Annotated in this window: 19 protein-coding genes; all 19 read left to right on the forward strand. The window is 68.9% G+C overall.

All coding sequences use genetic code 11. The annotated features are described in order from the left end of the window. Positions 1–9 precede the first annotated feature (9 nt). The 19 genes from gmhB (at position 10) to JI746_RS16675 (ending at position 15,157) form a co-directional block, all read left to right on the forward strand. Positions 10–579, forward strand: a complete 570-nt coding sequence (gene gmhB, locus JI746_RS16585; RefSeq protein ID WP_201691043.1) for a D-glycero-beta-D-manno-heptose 1,7-bisphosphate 7-phosphatase — start codon at positions 10–12, stop codon at positions 577–579. A gap of 14 nt (positions 580–593) precedes the next feature. After that, on the forward strand, positions 594–1,358 hold the full coding sequence (locus JI746_RS16590) for a lysophospholipid acyltransferase family protein (RefSeq protein ID WP_201691045.1): 765 nt from the start codon (positions 594–596) through the stop codon (positions 1,356–1,358). Between the two features lie 42 nt (positions 1,359–1,400). Next, positions 1,401–2,306, forward strand: coding sequence for a M48 family metallopeptidase (locus JI746_RS16595; protein WP_201691047.1), 906 nt, complete (start codon positions 1,401–1,403; stop codon positions 2,304–2,306). Between the two features lie 195 nt (positions 2,307–2,501). After that, entirely contained in the window at positions 2,502–2,927 is a 426-nt protein-coding gene (locus JI746_RS16600; RefSeq protein ID WP_201691049.1) for a MerR family transcriptional regulator, read from the forward strand. Positions 2,928–2,962: 35 nt separating this feature from the next. After that, the gene (locus JI746_RS16605; protein ID WP_201691051.1) at positions 2,963–3,424 is read left to right on the forward strand and encodes a PaaI family thioesterase; all 462 of its coding nucleotides are present in this window, start codon (positions 2,963–2,965) and stop codon (positions 3,422–3,424) included. Between the two features lie 22 nt (positions 3,425–3,446). Then, a complete protein-coding gene (locus JI746_RS16610) occupies positions 3,447–4,625 on the forward strand; it encodes an isovaleryl-CoA dehydrogenase (RefSeq protein ID WP_201691052.1) in 1,179 nt (392 codons plus the stop codon). A gap of 91 nt (positions 4,626–4,716) precedes the next feature. After that, positions 4,717–5,370 (forward strand): carbonate dehydratase, encoded by a 654-nt coding sequence (gene can / locus JI746_RS16615; RefSeq protein WP_201691053.1) that lies wholly within the window; start codon positions 4,717–4,719, stop codon positions 5,368–5,370. Positions 5,371–5,380: 10 nt separating this feature from the next. Beyond that, a complete protein-coding gene (aceK, locus tag JI746_RS16620; protein ID WP_201691054.1) occupies positions 5,381–7,195 on the forward strand; it encodes a bifunctional isocitrate dehydrogenase kinase/phosphatase in 1,815 nt (604 codons plus the stop codon). After that, positions 7,192–7,686: a hypothetical protein gene (locus JI746_RS16625; protein ID WP_201691055.1), complete on the forward strand. Its 495-nt coding sequence runs from the start codon at positions 7,192–7,194 to the stop codon at positions 7,684–7,686. The genes aceK and JI746_RS16625 overlap by 4 nt, the downstream gene beginning before the upstream one ends. A gap of 30 nt (positions 7,687–7,716) precedes the next feature. Further along, positions 7,717–8,898, forward strand: coding sequence for an acetyl-CoA C-acyltransferase (locus JI746_RS16630; RefSeq protein WP_201691056.1), 1,182 nt, complete (start codon positions 7,717–7,719; stop codon positions 8,896–8,898). A gap of 127 nt (positions 8,899–9,025) precedes the next feature. Further along, on the forward strand, positions 9,026–9,691 hold the full coding sequence (locus tag JI746_RS16635; protein ID WP_201691057.1) for an SDR family oxidoreductase: 666 nt from the start codon (positions 9,026–9,028) through the stop codon (positions 9,689–9,691). A gap of 85 nt (positions 9,692–9,776) precedes the next feature. After that, positions 9,777–10,904 carry an acyl-CoA dehydrogenase family protein gene (locus tag JI746_RS16640; protein ID WP_201691058.1) on the forward strand — a complete coding sequence of 376 codons (1,128 nt, stop codon included), beginning with the start codon at positions 9,777–9,779 and terminating at the stop codon, positions 10,902–10,904. A gap of 44 nt (positions 10,905–10,948) precedes the next feature. Continuing rightward, positions 10,949–11,365 (forward strand): rhodanese-like domain-containing protein, encoded by a 417-nt coding sequence (locus tag JI746_RS16645; protein ID WP_201691060.1) that lies wholly within the window; start codon positions 10,949–10,951, stop codon positions 11,363–11,365. 35 nt (positions 11,366–11,400) lie between these two features. Next, positions 11,401–11,772 (forward strand): YchJ family protein, encoded by a 372-nt coding sequence (locus tag JI746_RS16650; protein WP_201691436.1) that lies wholly within the window; start codon positions 11,401–11,403, stop codon positions 11,770–11,772. Next, on the forward strand, positions 11,769–12,434 hold the full coding sequence (locus JI746_RS16655) for an HAD family hydrolase (protein ID WP_201691062.1): 666 nt from the start codon (positions 11,769–11,771) through the stop codon (positions 12,432–12,434). Before JI746_RS16650 ends, JI746_RS16655 begins: the two co-directional genes overlap by 4 nt. An 88-nt stretch (positions 12,435–12,522) precedes the next feature. Next, positions 12,523–13,383 (forward strand): STAS domain-containing protein, encoded by an 861-nt coding sequence (locus JI746_RS16660; RefSeq protein WP_201691064.1) that lies wholly within the window; start codon positions 12,523–12,525, stop codon positions 13,381–13,383. Between the two features lie 4 nt (positions 13,384–13,387). Then, complete coding sequence (locus tag JI746_RS16665; RefSeq protein ID WP_201691066.1) at positions 13,388–13,762, forward strand: STAS domain-containing protein; 375 nt, start codon at positions 13,388–13,390, stop codon at positions 13,760–13,762. Further along, complete coding sequence (locus JI746_RS16670) at positions 13,752–14,159, forward strand: anti-sigma regulatory factor (protein ID WP_201691068.1); 408 nt, start codon at positions 13,752–13,754, stop codon at positions 14,157–14,159. The genes JI746_RS16665 and JI746_RS16670 overlap by 11 nt, the downstream gene beginning before the upstream one ends. Then, positions 14,156–15,157 carry an ATP-binding protein gene (locus JI746_RS16675; protein ID WP_236599922.1) on the forward strand — a complete coding sequence of 334 codons (1,002 nt, stop codon included), beginning with the start codon at positions 14,156–14,158 and terminating at the stop codon, positions 15,155–15,157. Before JI746_RS16670 ends, JI746_RS16675 begins: the two co-directional genes overlap by 4 nt.

Genomic DNA, 15,157 nt, shown 5'->3' on the forward strand with positions numbered 1-15,157 from the left:
GCCGCCGCCATGAAACTCGTCATCCTCGATCGCGACGGCACCATCAACCATGAGAGCGACGAGTTCGTGAAATCGCCCGCCGAGTGGATCCCGCTGCCCGGTGCGCTCGAGGCGATCGCGCGCCTGAACCACGCCGGCTGGCACGTGGCCGTCGCCACCAACCAGTCGGGGCTGGGGCGGGGCCTGTTCGACGTGGCGTCACTGAACGCCATCCACGCCAAGATGCACAAGGCGCTGTCGGCGCTGGGCGGCCGCGTCGACGCGGTGTTCTACTGCCCGCACGGGCCGGACGAAGGCTGCCAGTGCCGCAAGCCCAACCCCGGCCTGTTCGAGCAGATCGGCGAGCGCTTCGGCGTCGACCTGCGCACCGTGCCGGTGGTGGGCGACACGCCGCGCGACCTGGTCGCGGGCGTGGCCGTCGGTTGCCTGCCGCACCTGGTGCTCACCGGCCGGGCCGCTTCGCTCAAGGGCCAGCCGCTACCGGACAGCTATCCCGCGCACACCCGCGTCCACCAGGACCTGGGCGCCTTCGCCGACTGGCTGATCGCGAAAGTGCCTGCGCCGCGCCCGGCGTCCTGACATACTCGCGCGCCATGGCCTTGCTGCGTTCCGTGATCCACGCGCTGTGGATGCTCCTCACCGTGATCCCGTATGCGCTCACCATCGTGGTGATGTCGCCCTTCGCCCGGCCCTACACGCTGTACAGGATCGCGCGCGGCTGGCTGCGCCAGGTGATGGTCGGCCTGAAGGTGATCTGCGGCGTGCACTGGCGCGTGCAGGGCTGGGACAACCTGCCGTCCGGCGTGACCAGTCCGGCGATCCTGCTGGTCAAGCACCAGTCGACGCTGGAGACCTTCCTGATGCCGGTGCTGATGCCGCATCCGCTGGCCTACGTGTTCAAGCGCGAGCTGCTGTACATCCCCTTCTTCGGCTGGGCGATCGGCCGGCTGGACATGGTGCACATCGACCGCAGCCAGCGCGCCCAGGCCTTCAACAAGGTGGTGGAGCAGGGAAAGCGGCTGCTGGCGCAAGGGACCTGGGTGATCATGTTCCCGGAAGGCACGCGCATCCCGCGCGGCGAAGCCGGCACCTACAAGTCCGGCGGCACCCGGCTGGCGGTGGCCACCGGCGCGCCCGTGATCCCGATCGCGGTGAGCTCCGCGCGCTGCTGGCCGCGCAAGTCGATGATCAAGTATCCGGGCCTGGTCGAAGTCTCGATCGGCAAGCCGATCCCGAGCGAGGGCCGCGCCGCCGACGAATTGATGCGCGAGGTCGAGGCCTGGATCGAGGCTGAGATGCGCCGGCTCGATCCCGACGCCTACGTGCACGATTCGAGCAAGCAGGCCGCGCAGGTGTAACGCGCTGCGGGCCGCGCCGCCGCGCCCGTAAAATCGCGGCCCATGCAGTCGCCGCTCCAGCTCCTTCTCGATCTGTTCGACGAGCCGAAGGCGAAATCCGCACCCCCACCCGAGGTGCGCCAGGTCCTGACCGAAGAAGACCTGCGCCCGGTGCGCGGCGAGCCCTTCGACAGCGTCCTGGCGCCGCAGGCCTTCCGCCACCCCGATGCGAACCGCGAAGCCCTCCTGGGCAAGGTGCTGGTGGCCTACGAATTCCGGCGCGCGCGGCGCAAGAACATCGGCTTCGTGGTCGGCCCCGAGGGCCTGGTGGTCACCGCCCCGCGCTGGGTGCCCCTGGGCGAGGTCGACCAGGCGGTGCGCGCCAAGAGCCGCTGGATCGTGAGCAAGCTCGAGGCCGCCCGCGAACGCAAGGCCCGGCTCGAGGCCGCACGCATCGAGTGGCAGGACGGCGCCACCTTCCCCTACCTCGGCGAGCCTGCGATCGTGGTGCTCGATCCGCGCTACAGCGACGTCGGCGGCGTGCTGCACACCGACACCAGCACGCTGCCGGGCGTCGCCCGCCAGACGCTCCATGTCGGCTTGCCGCACACGGCCACCGGCGCCCAGATCCGCGACGCCGTGCAGGCCTGGCTGATGCGGCAGGCCAGGACCCTGTTCACCCAGCGGCTGGACCACTACGCGCCGCAACTGGGCGTGCGCTGGCGCAAGCTCACGCTGACCAGTGCCGGCACCCTGTGGGGCACGGCGCACAGCGACGGCGCCATCCGCCTGAACTGGCGGCTGGTGCATTTCCGGCTGCCGGTGATCGACTACGTGGTGGCGCACGAACTGAGCCACCTGCGGGTGATGGACCACAGCCCGCGCTTCTGGGAGACGGTGCGCACCGTCGTGCCGAACTATCCCGAGCTGCGGGCGCACCTGAAGGACGAGGCGCTGCCGGGGTGGTGAGCCGGGCTTCGTAGGCTGGCGGTGACCGCGCGCAAGGGCGCGCCGGGAACCCCAGCTTCGCGATCGCTGGGGTTCACGCGCTGCGCGGTTCACCGCCAGCCTACAGGTTGACGTTGACGTAAACGTCAGATGTAATGCCGGCTGGCGGGCCGCGAAGCCAGATGACGCGGCCCGCGCCCCGCCTCTCCCGTTGCCATGTCCGCGCATTCCCAGTCCACCTACACGATCAGCGACCTCGCCCGCGAATTCGACCTCACGACCCGGGCGATCCGCTTCTACGAGGACATGGGCCTGCTGCAGCCGGCGCGCTCCGGCCCGGGGGGGCGCAACCGGGTCTACAGCACGCGCGACCGCACGCGCCTGAAGCTCACCTTGCGCGCCAAGCGCCTCGGCCTGTCGCTCACCGAGGCCAAGGACATCATCGACATGTACGACAGCCCGCGCGATACCGGGCCGCAGCTGCGCAAGTTCCTCACCATCCTGGCCCAGCACCGGCAGCAGCTGGAAGACCAGCTGGCGGAGCTGCAGGCCAACCTGGACGAGGTGCGCACCCACGAGAAGGAAGCCCGCGCCCTGCTGGCGCGGCTGGAAAAGGACAAGGCGGACAAGGTCCGGGCATAATTGACGTTTACGTCAACGTCAATCCGCCATCCGCCATGGACGCACCGCGCTCAGCCCCGCAGGACCCCGCCTTCGCCGAGCGCGTGCGCGCCAGTTTCGCGCTGCAGGGCGCCATGCACACCATCGGCGCCACGCTGGCGGAGATCGCCCCCGGCCGCGTGGTCATCGCGCTGCCCTGGCGCCAGGAGCTGACGCAGCAGCACGGCTTCCTGCATGCAGGCATCGTCGCCACGGCGCTCGATTCGGCCTGCGGCTACGCCGCCTCGACGCTGATGCCCGCCGAGGCGGGCGTGCTGACCATCGAATACAAGATCAACCTGCTGGCGCCGGCGCGCGGCGCGTCCTTCCGCATGGAAGGCGTCGTGGTCAAGGCCGGGCGCACCATCAGCGTCACCGAAGGCCGCGCCTACGCCCTGCACGAAGGCAGCGAGAAGCTGATCGCCACCATGGGCGCCACGCTCATGACGATCACCGGCCGCGACGACATCAAGCACTGAAGCCCCTGAGAGAGGAGACACCATGCAGCTACCCGGCCTGAACTTCGGCCTCGGCGAGGACCTCGAGGCCCTGCGCGACACCGTGCACGCCTTCGCGCAGGCGGAGATCGCGCCCCGCGCCACGGAGGTCGACCGCAGCGACCAGTTCCCGATGGACCTGTGGCGCAAGATGGGCGAGCTCGGCGTCCTGGGCATCACGGTACCGGAGGAGTACGGCGGCGCCGGCATGGGCTACCTGGCGCACATGCTCGCGATGGAGGAGATCTCGCGCGCGTCCGCCTCCGTGGGCCTGTCGTACGGCGCGCACAGCAACCTGTGCGTGAACCAGATCAAGCGCAACGGCACCGAGGCGCAGAAGAAGAAATACCTGCCCAAGCTGATCTCCGGTGAACACGTCGGCGCCCTGGCCATGAGCGAGACGGGCGCGGGCAGCGACGTGATCTCGATGAAGCTGAAGGCCGAGGACAAGGGCGGCTACTACGTCCTGAACGGCAGCAAGATGTGGATCACCAACGGCCCCGACGCCGATACGCTGGTGGTCTATGCGAAGTCCGAGCCGGAACTGGGCGCGCGTGGCGTCACCGCCTTCCTGATCGAAAAGGGCGTGAAGGGCTTCTCCATCGCGCAGAAGCTCGACAAACTGGGCATGCGCGGCAGCCACACCGGCGAACTGGTGTTCCAGGATGTCGAAGTGCCGGCGGAGAACATCCTCGGCGCGCTCAACGGCGGCGCCAAGGTGCTCATGAGCGGCCTCGACTACGAGCGCGCCGTGCTGGCCGCGGGGCCCATCGGCATCATGCAGGCGGTGATGGACAACGTGGTGCCCTACATCCACGACCGCAAGCAGTTCGGCCAGAGCATCGGCGAGTTCCAGCTGATCCAGGGCAAGGTCGCCGACATGTACACGGTGCTGCAGGCCTCGCGCGCCTTCTGCTACACGGTCGGCAAGAACCTCGACATGCTGGGCAGCGAGCACGTGCGCCAGGTGCGCAAGGACTGCGCATCGGTGATCCTGTACTGCGCCGAAAAGGCCACCTGGATGGCCGGCGAGGGGATCCAGATCCACGGCGGCAACGGCTACATCAACGAATTCCCGCTCGGGCGCCTGTGGCGCGACGCCAAGCTGTACGAGATCGGCGCCGGCACCAGCGAAGTCCGCCGCATGCTCATCGGCAGGGAGCTGTTCGCCGAGACCATGTAGAGGTCCGGCGTTGGGCGTGCGGCGTTCAGCGTGGAGCCCTCGCTCAACGCCGCACGCTCAACGCTCAACCCCAGGCCGTCAAAATAGCGCCATGCCATCCATCACCGACCTCTTCACCCACAACCGCGCCTGGGCCGCGCAGATGGAGCGCGATCGCCCGGGGTTCTTCACCGGCCTGCAGAAGCAGCAGAAGCCGAAGTTCATGTGGATCGGCTGCTCCGACAGCCGCGTCCCGGCCAACCAGATCACCGGGCTCGACCCGGGCGAGGTGTTCGTCCACCGCAACGTCGCGAACGTGGTGGTGCATTCGGACCTGAACGCGCTGTCCACCGTGCAGTTCGCCGTGGAGATGCTGAAGGTGGAACACATCATGATCGTCGGCCATTACGGCTGCGGCGGCGTGATGGCGGCCCTGCACGGCGAGCGCATCGGGCTGGCGGACAACTGGATCCGCCACATCCAGGACGTGCGCGACCGCCATCGCGGCATCCTCGAGAACATCGCGCCGGAGCGGCGGGCCGATACGCTCGTCGACCTGAACGTGATCGAGCAGGTGGTGAACCTGTGCGTCAGCACCGTGATGGTCGACGCCTGGGCCAAGAACCAGAACGTCACGATCCACGGCTGGGCCTTCGGCGTGCACGACGGGCTGCTGCAGGACCTGGGGATGACTGTGAACAGCACCGATTCCATCGAGCCGGTGTACCGGGCCGCTGTCGAGGGCGTGATCGCCGCGCGCAGCTAGCCCCGCGGCCATGTTCCCGCAGCGCCTCGACTCGCCGCTCGCCTACGCCATCGCGCAGGCGATGCTGGACGGCTTCAACCGGCACTACCGCCTGTTCCGCCTGGAGTCGCAGCGCGCCAAGCGCCGCTTCGAGACCGCCGACTGGCACGGCCAGCAGCGCGGCCAGCGCGAGCGCATCGAGTTCTACGACTTGCGGGTGCGCGAAGCGGTGGTGCGGCTGGAACAGGAATTCAAGGCCGGCGAACAGCCGATGGACGTTTGGCACCAGGTGAAGCTGCACTACATCGGCCTGCTGATCGACCACCACCAGCCGGAATGCGCCGAGACCTTCTTCAACTCGGTCACGACCAAGATCCTGCACCGGACCTACTTCCACAACGACTTCATCTTCGTGCGGCCGGCCGTCAGCACGGAGTTCATCGAGAACGACGAGCCGGCGGCCGCGCCCACCTACCGCGCCTACTATCCGAGCCGCGAGACGCTGCGCGAGAACGTGGTGCGCATCGTCGACAACTTCCAGCTGCAGTGCCCTTTCGAGGACCTGGAGCGCGACGCCGGCTACATCGTGGAGGCGATCGCCACGCGGCTGGCGCACGTGAAGCTGCGGGCCAACTTCCAGATCCAGGTGCTGTCGTCCCTGTTCTTCCGCAACAAGGGCGCCTACGTGGTGGGCAAGATCATCAACGGCTTTGCCGAACTGCCCTTCGCGCTGCCGATCCTGCACAACCGCAGCGGCGAACTCGTCATCGACGCCTGCCTGTTCGGGGAGGACGAATTGCAGATGCTGTTCTCCTTCGCCCGCGCCTACTTCATGGTGGACATGGAGATCCCCGCCGCCTACGTGCAGTTCCTGCGCACGCTCATGCCGCGCAAGCCGCGCGGCGAACTCTATAGCGCGCTGGGCCTGGCCAAGCAGGGCAAGACGCTGTTCTACCGCGACTTCCTCTACCACCTGAAGCACTCGAGCGACAAGTTCCGCATCGCCCCCGGCATCAAGGGCATGGTGATGCTGGTGTTCGACCTGCCGTCCTTCCCCTACGTCTTCAAGCTGATCAAGGACTACTTCCCGCCGCAGAAGGAAACGTCGCGCGAACAGATCCAGTCCAAGTACCTTCTCGTCAAGCAGCACGATCGGGTGGGGCGGATGGCCGACACGCTGGAGTACAGCGAGGTGGCGTTCGCGCGCGAACGCTTCGAGGACGAACTGATCGAGGAGATCCGCAGGTTCGCGCCCAGCCAGCTCGAGATCAGCGACCGTGACGGCGATGGCCACGAGGAGGTGATCCTCAAGCACCTCTACATCGAGCGCCGCATGATCCCGCTGAACATCTACCTGCAGGAGGCGTTCGACGCCGGCGAACACGGCCAGGTGGAGCGCGCGGTGACCGAATACGGCAACGCGATCAAGGACCTGGTCGCGGCCAACATCTTTCCCGGCGACATGCTGTGGAAGAACTTCGGCGTCACGCGCAACGGCAAGGTCGTCTTCTACGACTACGACGAGATCGAATACCTCACCGACTGCAATTTCCGCCAGGTGCCGCAGCCGCGCAACGAGGAAGAGGAGATGTCGGGCGAGGTCTGGTACTCGGTGGGGCCGAAGGACGTGTTCCCCGAGACCTTCGCGCCTTTCCTGCTCGGTCATCCCGCGGTGCGCGAGGTGTTCATGAAGCACCATGCCGAGCTGCTCGATCCCGCGTTCTGGCAGCAGCACAAGGAACGCATCCTGGCCGGCTACGTGCACGACGTGTTCCCGTACGAGCGCGCCAAGCGCTTCGCGCGCCGGCCAAGCGAAGCCGCCGAGCCCGCGGAAGCCGCGCAATGAGCGAGGATTGGAAGGAGCTGTGGGAGGTGGCCAGCTTCATCGTGACCACGCTGGGCCTGCCCTTCGCGATCCTGTTCTTCGCCTGGGAGCAGCGCAAGGAGCGCGACAACGAGGACGAGGAGGCCTACCTGCTGCTGTCCGACGCGTACACGGACTTCCTCAAGGTGGTGCTGGCCAACTCCGACCTGCAGCTGCGCACCAACGAGCCGCTGGGCCAGCCGACGCCGGAGCAGCGCGAGCGCACGCTGGTGATCTTCGATATGCTGATCTCGCTGTTCGAGCGCGCCTACCTCGTGGCCCACAAGCCGCGCATGAGCGAGGACGAGGCCCGGCGCTGGAACAGCTGGGACGACTTCATGCGCGAGTGGTGCCGGCGCAAGGACTTCCACCGCAACCTCGACTACCTGCTGCGGGGCGAGGACCCCGAGTTCCGCGACTACATCCGCCGGATCGCCGAAGAAGAAGGCGGTCCGATCCCCCAGGACACCTGATGTCCCGTTCCTTCGACAAGGAGAGAAACCATGGCTGATTCCATCGTCATCGTCGGCGCCGCGCGCACCCCCATGGGCGGCTTCCAGGGCGACTTCTCGGCGCTGGCCGCGCACGACCTCGGCGGCGCCGCAATCCGGGCCGCCGTCGAGCGCGCCGGCATCCCGGGCGACGCCGTCGGCGAAGTGCTGTTCGGCAACTGCCTGATGGCGGGTCAGGGCCAGGCGCCCGCGCGCCAGGCCCTGTTCAAGGCCGGACTGCCCAAGAGCACGGGCGCCGTGACGCTGTCGAAGATGTGCGGCTCCGGCATGAAGGCCGCGATGTTCGCGCACGACATGCTGCTGGCCGGCACCCACGAGATCATGGTGGCGGGCGGCATGGAGAGCATGACCAATGCGCCTTACCTGCTGCTCAAGGGCCGCGGCGGCTACCGCATGGGGCACGACAAGGTCTACGACCACATGATGCTCGATGGCCTGGAAGACGCCTACCAGGCGGGCCGCTCGATGGGCACCTTCGGCGAGGATTGCGCGGCGAAGTACAAGTTCACGCGCGAGGCGCAGGACGCCTTCGCCACCACCTCCGTCAAGCGCGCGCAGCAGGCCACCGTCTCCGGCGCCTTCGCCGCCGAGATCACGCCGGTGACGGTGAAGGACCGCGCCGGCGAGCGCGTCGTCACCATCGACGAGGGCCCCGGCAAGGTGAAGCTGGACAAGATCCCGCAGCTCAAGCCCGCCTTCAAGAAGGACGGCACGATCACCGCCGCGTCTTCTTCCTCGATCAACGACGGCGCCGCGGCGCTGGTCATGATGAAGGAAAGCACGGCCGCGCGCCTGGGCGTCAAGCCGCTGGCGCGCCTGGTCGGCCATGCCACGCACGCGCAGGAGCCCGAGTGGTTCGCGACCGCACCCGTGGGCGCCACGCAGAAGCTGCTGGCGAAGACGGGCTGGAAGGTCTCCGACGTCGACCTGTGGGAAGTCAACGAGGCCTTCGCCGTGGTGCCGATGGCGCTGATGGAGGAGCTGAAGATCGGGCACGACGTCGTCAACGTCAACGGCGGCGCCTGTGCGCTGGGCCACCCGATCGGCGCGTCGGGGGCGCGGATCATGGTGACGCTGCTGCATGCGCTGAAGGCGCGTGGCGGGAAGCGGGGCGTGGCGACGCTGTGCATCGGTGGCGGGGAAGGCACGGCGGTGGCGCTGGAACTGGTGTGAGCCTGAATCCGTAGGCTGGTGGTGAACGCGCGCATTGCGCGCCGTGAACCCCAGCGTTCGCGCATCGCTGGGGTTCACGCGCTGCGCGGCTCACCGCCAGCCTACGAACATCCATCCCATCCACCCCATGAACATCCTCGTCCTCGGCGCCTCCCGCGGCCTCGGCCTCGAGTTCGTGCGCCAGTACCGTGCGGCCGGCGAGACCGTCATCGCCACCGCGCGCGACGACGAAGGCTTGGCGCGCCTGCAGGCGCTCGGGGCCAGCGCGCTCAGGCTCGACGTCGCCGATCCCGCCAGCGTCAGCGGCCTGGGCTGGCAGCTCGATGGCGAGAAGATAGCCCTCGCGCTCTACGTCGCCGGCGTGATGTCGCGCGGCGGCGCCACCGCACCGCCCGCCCGCGAGGACTTCGACCGCGTGATGCGCACCAACGTCTGGGGCGCGATGCAGGCGATCCCGCAGGTGGCGCCCCTGGTCGAAGCCGCCGGCGGCAAGTTCGCCTTCATCAGCAGCCAGATGGGCCACATCTCTGGGGTGGACTCCAGCTACAGCTGGGTGTACCGCGCCAGCAAGGCGGCCCTGAACATGACCGTGGCCGCCGCGCAGCCCGATTACCCCAAGGCCACCTTCATCGTGCTGAGCCCCGGCTGGGTCCAGACCGACATGGGCGGCGAGGACGCCCCGCTGGCCGTCGACGCGAGCGTCGAGTGGATGCGCCGCACCCTCGCCCTGGCGTACAAGCACCGCCACGTGCCCTTCCTCGACTACGACGGCACCCCCTTCAAGGGCTGGTGAACCACATGGACGCCCTAGCTCACATTCGTTTGCGGCCCTCCGAGGGGGCGCAGGCCTCCCCTGGGGCCGCCCGGCGGGAGGCCCGATGCTGCTGACCCCCGAGCAGGAAATGATCCGCGACGCGGTGCGCGATTTCGCGCGCGAGCAGCTCTGGCCGCACGCGGCGCAATGGGACCGCGAGCACACCTTCCCGCGCGAGGCGCACCGGGGCCTGGCGGCGCTCGGCGCCTATGGCATCTGCGTGCCGGAGGCGTACGGCGGCGCCGGCCTCGACTACCTGACGCTGGCGCTCGTGCTGGAGGAGATCGCCGCCGGCGACGGCGGCACCAGCACCGCCATCAGCGTGACCAACTGCCCGGTCAATGCGATCCTGATGCGCTACGGCAGCGAGGCGCAGAAGAAGCAGTGGCTCGCGCCCCTCGCGCAAGGCGAGCTGCTGGGCGTCTTCTGCCTCACCGAACCGCACGTGGGCAGCGACGCCTCCGCGCTGCGCACCAGCGCCACGCGTTCCGCGGACGGCTACGTGATCAACGGGGTCAAGCAGTTCATCACCAGCGGCCAGAACGGCCAGCTCGCGATCGTGATCGCCGTGACCGACAAGGCCGCCGGCAAGCGCGGCATGAGCGCCTTCCTCGTTCCGACCGACACGCCCGGCTACATCGTCGCGCGGCTGGAGGACAAGGTCGGCCAGCATTCCAGCGACACCGCCCAGATCCGCTTCGAGGACTGCCGCATCCCCGCCGCCAACCTGATCGGCGAGGAAGGCGAGGGCTACCGCATCGCGCTGTCGGCGCTGGAGGGCGGCCGCATCGGCATCGCGGCGCAGAGCATCGGCATGGCGCGCAGCGCCTTCGAGGTCGCCTTGCAGTACGCCAAGGAGCGCGAGAGCTTCGGCACCGCCATCTTCAACCACCAGGCGGTGGGCTTCCGGCTGGCGGACTGCGCGACCCGGCTCGAAGCCGCACGCCAGCTCGTGTGGCATGCGGCCAGCCTGCGCGACGCCGGCAAGCCCTGCCTGAAGGAAGCCGCGATGGCCAAGCTGTTCGCCAGCGAGATCGCCGAGCAGGTCTGCAGCGCCGCCATCCAGACGCTGGGCGGCTATGGCTACGTCAACGACTTCCCGGTGGAGCGCATCTGGCGCGACGTGCGCGTGTGCCAGATCTACGAAGGCACCTCGGACGTGCAGAAGATCCTGATCCAGCGCGCGCTCTAGGATGCCCGGCTGGCCCCGCAATTCAACCCTGGAGGAGAACGAAGATGCCCATCACGCGAGGTTACCGCGCGCTCGTCGACGAGGCGATGGCACAGGTCCGCACCTACACCGTGGCGCAGATGCGCGAGCGCATGGCGCGCCCGGACGTGCAGCTGGTCGACATCCGCGACGTGCGCGAGCTGCAGGCCGAAGGCACCGTGCCCGGCAGCTTCCACGCCCCGCGCGGCATGCTGGAGTTCTGGGTCGATCCCGCGTCGCCCTACTTCAAGAAGGTGTTCGCCGACGAGGGCCGGGAATTCGTCCTGTTCTGCGGTGCCGGCTGGCGCAGCGCGCTGGCCACCAAGGCGCTGCAGGACATGGGCATGACCAACGTGGCGCACATCGACGGCGGCTACACGGAGTGGGTGAAGCAGGGCGGCCCCACCGAGACCCTGGAGCAGCGCAAGGCGAACAAGGCGTGAGCGTCACGGCGGAAGGGCCGTGCCCCTGTGGTCACATGTATGCGCGCCGCAGGCCGCTTGCCTTCGCGCGTTGCTGCGGTCCGTACCTGGCCGACTTCGCGCAGCGGCCGGCACCCGATGCCGAATCGCTGATGCGCTCGCGCTATTGCGCCTTCGTGCTGGAAGACGCGGATTACCTGATCGCGACCTGGCATCCGTCCACGCGGCCACCGGAGGTGGATTTCGAGCCCGGCCTCAAGTGGCTGGGACTCGAGGTGCGCGCGCACAAGGTGCTCGATGCGACGCATGCCGAGGTCACCTTCGTGGCGCGCTCGCGCCTGGCCGGGCGGGCGCAGCGCCTGCACGAACGCAGCCGCTTCGTGGCCGAGGATGGCCGCTGGTTCTATGTCGATGGAGAGATGCAGTGAAGTTCGATGCGGTGCTGTTCGACTGCGATGGCGTGCTGGTGGACAGCGAAGGCATCACCAATGGCGTGCTGCGCGACATGCTGGAGGAGCGCGGCTGGAAGCTCACGCGGCAGGAATGCATGCGCCTGTTCCTCGGCAAGGCGGTCAAGGACGAAGCTGCGCTGATCGAGGCCCACACCGGGCAGCCGCTCACCGAGGACTGGCTGGTGCGCTTTCGCGAGCGCCGCAACGAGCAGCTGCTCGCCGGCGTGCAGCCGATCCGCAATGCGGTGGCCGCGGTGGCGGCGATCAGCGACACCGTGCAGGGACGCATCGCCTGCTGCTCCGGTGCCGATCGCTGGAAGGTGGAGATGCAGCTGGCCCGGTGCGGGCTGCTGCCCTACTTCGCCGGCCGCATCTTCAGCGGCCACGAGATGCCGCGCTCCAAGCCCGCGCCCGACGTCTACCTGGCCGCGATGGCCGCCCTGGGTGCGCTTCCGGCGCGTTGCGCCGTGGTGGAGGACACCGTCACCGGCGTGACGGCCGGCGTGCGCGCCGGGGCCACGGTGTTCGGCTACAGCCCGCCGGAGGCCGGGCACGATGCTCCGTCGGAGCTGCGGGCCGCAGGGGCGTCGGTCATCTTCACGGACATGAACGAGCTGGCGGTCGCACTCGGAGGGTGAATCGGGGAGGTGTCGGCCTTCTCCTACACATCAGCTCGACCTTGACTCTGATAATGGCCGTCCTTTTTCATCACCGGCCACAATCACAATGAGCCAGGAAAGCGATGCCGTGCTGCGGCTGATCGGCGAGCACGAAGAACAGATCCTCACCGAGTGGCTGCAGGAGGCCGGGGCCAATTCCAGCCGCATCACCGAAGCCGGCCGGCGCACCATGCGCACCGATGCGGGGGAGATCCTGCGCGGCGTGCGTGAGTCGCTGCAGGCCGGTGCCGATCCCCATGCCTTCCAGGCCGCGGAGTGGAGCACGGTGCGCGACTCGCTCGAATCGCTGTCGCGCTCGCGTGCCGCGCAAGGGCAGTCGGCGGGCGACACCAGCGCCTTCGTGCTGGCGTTCAAGCGCCCGCTGTTCGGCCTGATCCAGTCCCAGGCCCAGTTGTTGCCGGGCCAGCAGATGGCCGTCGCGTGGACGATTTCGTCGCTGGTCGACCGCATGGCGCAATGGACGGTCTCCACCTACCAGCACACCCGCGAGGACCTGATCCGCCGCCAGCAGCAGGACCTGCTGGAGCTGTCCACGCCGGTGATCAAGCTGTTCGAGGGCGTGCTCGCCGTGCCCATGATCGGCACCCTCGACTCCGCGCGCACGCAGGTGGTGATGGAAACGCTGCTGCAGCGCATCGTCGAAACCGGCTCGCGGCTGGCGATCATCGACATCACCGGCGTGCCCACGGTGGACACGCTGGTGGCGCAGCACCTGCTCAAGACCGTCAGCGCGATCCGCCTCATGGGCGCGGAATGCATCATCAGCGGCATCCGGCCGCAGATCGCGCAGACCATCGTGCACCTGGGCATCGACCTGCAGGGCATCGCCTCGAAGTCTTCGCTGGCCGACGCGCTGGCGCTCGCGATGGAGCAGCAAGGCTTCGTGATCACGCGTCGCCAGGTGTAGGCCCATGTACCGCATCCCGATCCTGCAGATGGGCAACACCCTGCTGGTGACGATCCAGGTGGACATGCAGGACCAGATGGCGCTCGCGCTGCAGGACGACCTCGCCAACAAGATCGCGACCACTGGCGCCAAGGGCGTGCTGATCGACATCTCCGCCCTGGAGATCGTCGATTCCTTCGTCGGCCGCATGCTCGCCAGCATCTCCGGCATCTCGCGCATCCTCGACGCCACCACCGTGGTCGTCGGCATGCAGCCCGCCGTCGCCATCACCCTGGTCGAACTGGGCCTTTCGCTCGCCGGCGTCCGCACCGCCCTCAACGTGGAGCGCGGCATGGAGCTGCTGGCGCAGGGCCGCAGGGAGAATCCGCTTGCCCCTTGACGACAGCACCGGCAGCGTGCCGCTGCATTCCGAGGAAGACATCGTCGCCAGCCGGCAGAAGGTGCGCGTGCTCACGCAACAGCTGAAGTTCTCGCTGGTGGACCAGACCAAGATGATCACCGCGGCCAGCGAGCTGTCGCGCAACACGCTGGTCCACGGCGGCGGGGGCACCATGCGCTGGGAAGTGCTGGACGACGGCGTGCGGCGCGGGCTGCGCCTGCACTTCGAGGACCAGGGCCCCGGCATCAGGGACACGAGGCTGGCCATGACCGACGGCTGGACGTCCGGCAGCGGCATGGGCCTGGGCCTTCCGGGCAGCAAGCGCCTGGTGCACGAGTTCGAACTCCAGTCCACGCCCGGCGCCGGCACCCGAGTGAGCATCACGCGGTGGAAATGATCTCGGCCGGCTTCCACGCGGTCTTCCCGATGGAGGACACCAGCCGCGTGGGCGAGGCGCGCCGCCACGCCGCGCAGCTGGCGGAGGACTGCGGACTCGACGAGACCGATGCGGGCCGGCTGGCGCTGGTCGTCACGGAGCTCGGCACCAACCTGGCTCGCCACGCGGTGAAGGGGCGCATGCTGCTGTCGCCGCGCCCGGCGCGGCGCGAGGTGGAAGTGATCGCCGTGGACGAAGGCCCCGGCATCCTCGACCTCGAGCGCTCGATGGGCGACGGTTATTCCACCGGCGGCACGCCCGGCACCGGCCTGGGCGCGGTACGGCGCCTGTCCCGCCACTTCGACATCCACAGCAGCGTGCCGGGCGGCACGGTGGTGCTGGCGCGCGTCGGCACGGGAGTGGCACAGGACTCGCAGGCCGCCTGCACGGGCGCCGTCTCCATCGCGGCGCCCGGCGAGCGGGTTTGCGGTGACGGCTGGGGCTTTGCGCTTCACGGCGACATCGCGGCCCTGGTGGTGGCCGACGGGCTCGGCCACGGCCCCGACGCGGCCGAAGCCGCCGCGGCCGCGCTCGAAGCCTTCGCGGAGGATCCGCTGGCCAGCCCCAGCCTGCTGCTGGAACGCACGCACCAGCGCCTGCGCAGCACCCGCGGCGCCGCCGTGATGCTGCTGCAGGCCGATGCCGCGACGGGCACGGTGCGCAGCGCCGGCGCCGGCAACGTCATGGCCCGGCTCGTCTCGGGGGTGAGCGACCGCGCGATCCTGGGCCAGCACGGCACGGCCGGGGTCACGATCCGCACGCCCGAGGAGCAGAGCATCCCCTGGCCGGACCACGCGCTGCTGGTGGTCTTCTCCGACGGCATCGAAAGCCGCTGGCCGGCCGCGCTGCTCGCCCCCCTGCTCGGCCGCGATCCGGCGCTCGCCGCCGCGGTCCTGGTGCGCGATCATTGCCGGGGGCGCGACGATGCGACCGTCGCCGTGCTGCGGCGCAAGGACTGA

It is taken from the genome of Ramlibacter alkalitolerans, assembly GCF_016722765.1.
GTDB lineage: Bacteria > Pseudomonadota > Gammaproteobacteria > Burkholderiales > Burkholderiaceae_C > Ramlibacter > Ramlibacter alkalitolerans.

Coding starts and splice junctions, on each gene's coding strand:
- gmhB (WP_201691043.1), top strand. CDS start 10: ATGAAACTCGTCATCCTCGATCGCGACGGCACCATCAACCATGAGAGC.
- JI746_RS16590 (WP_201691045.1), top strand. CDS start 594: ATGGCCTTGCTGCGTTCCGTGATCCACGCGCTGTGGATGCTCCTCACC.
- JI746_RS16595 (WP_201691047.1), top strand. CDS start 1,401: ATGCAGTCGCCGCTCCAGCTCCTTCTCGATCTGTTCGACGAGCCGAAG.
- JI746_RS16600 (WP_201691049.1), top strand. CDS start 2,502: ATGTCCGCGCATTCCCAGTCCACCTACACGATCAGCGACCTCGCCCGC.
- JI746_RS16605 (WP_201691051.1), top strand. CDS start 2,963: ATGGACGCACCGCGCTCAGCCCCGCAGGACCCCGCCTTCGCCGAGCGC.
- JI746_RS16610 (WP_201691052.1), top strand. CDS start 3,447: ATGCAGCTACCCGGCCTGAACTTCGGCCTCGGCGAGGACCTCGAGGCC.
- can (WP_201691053.1), top strand. CDS start 4,717: ATGCCATCCATCACCGACCTCTTCACCCACAACCGCGCCTGGGCCGCG.
- aceK (WP_201691054.1), top strand. CDS start 5,381: ATGTTCCCGCAGCGCCTCGACTCGCCGCTCGCCTACGCCATCGCGCAG.
- JI746_RS16625 (WP_201691055.1), top strand. CDS start 7,192: ATGAGCGAGGATTGGAAGGAGCTGTGGGAGGTGGCCAGCTTCATCGTG.
- JI746_RS16630 (WP_201691056.1), top strand. CDS start 7,717: ATGGCTGATTCCATCGTCATCGTCGGCGCCGCGCGCACCCCCATGGGC.
- JI746_RS16635 (WP_201691057.1), top strand. CDS start 9,026: ATGAACATCCTCGTCCTCGGCGCCTCCCGCGGCCTCGGCCTCGAGTTC.
- JI746_RS16640 (WP_201691058.1), top strand. CDS start 9,777: ATGCTGCTGACCCCCGAGCAGGAAATGATCCGCGACGCGGTGCGCGAT.
- JI746_RS16645 (WP_201691060.1), top strand. CDS start 10,949: ATGCCCATCACGCGAGGTTACCGCGCGCTCGTCGACGAGGCGATGGCA.
- JI746_RS16650 (WP_201691436.1), top strand. CDS start 11,401: ATGTATGCGCGCCGCAGGCCGCTTGCCTTCGCGCGTTGCTGCGGTCCG.
- JI746_RS16660 (WP_201691064.1), top strand. CDS start 12,523: ATGAGCCAGGAAAGCGATGCCGTGCTGCGGCTGATCGGCGAGCACGAA.
- JI746_RS16665 (WP_201691066.1), top strand. CDS start 13,388: ATGTACCGCATCCCGATCCTGCAGATGGGCAACACCCTGCTGGTGACG.
- JI746_RS16675 (WP_236599922.1), top strand. CDS start 14,156: ATGATCTCGGCCGGCTTCCACGCGGTCTTCCCGATGGAGGACACCAGC.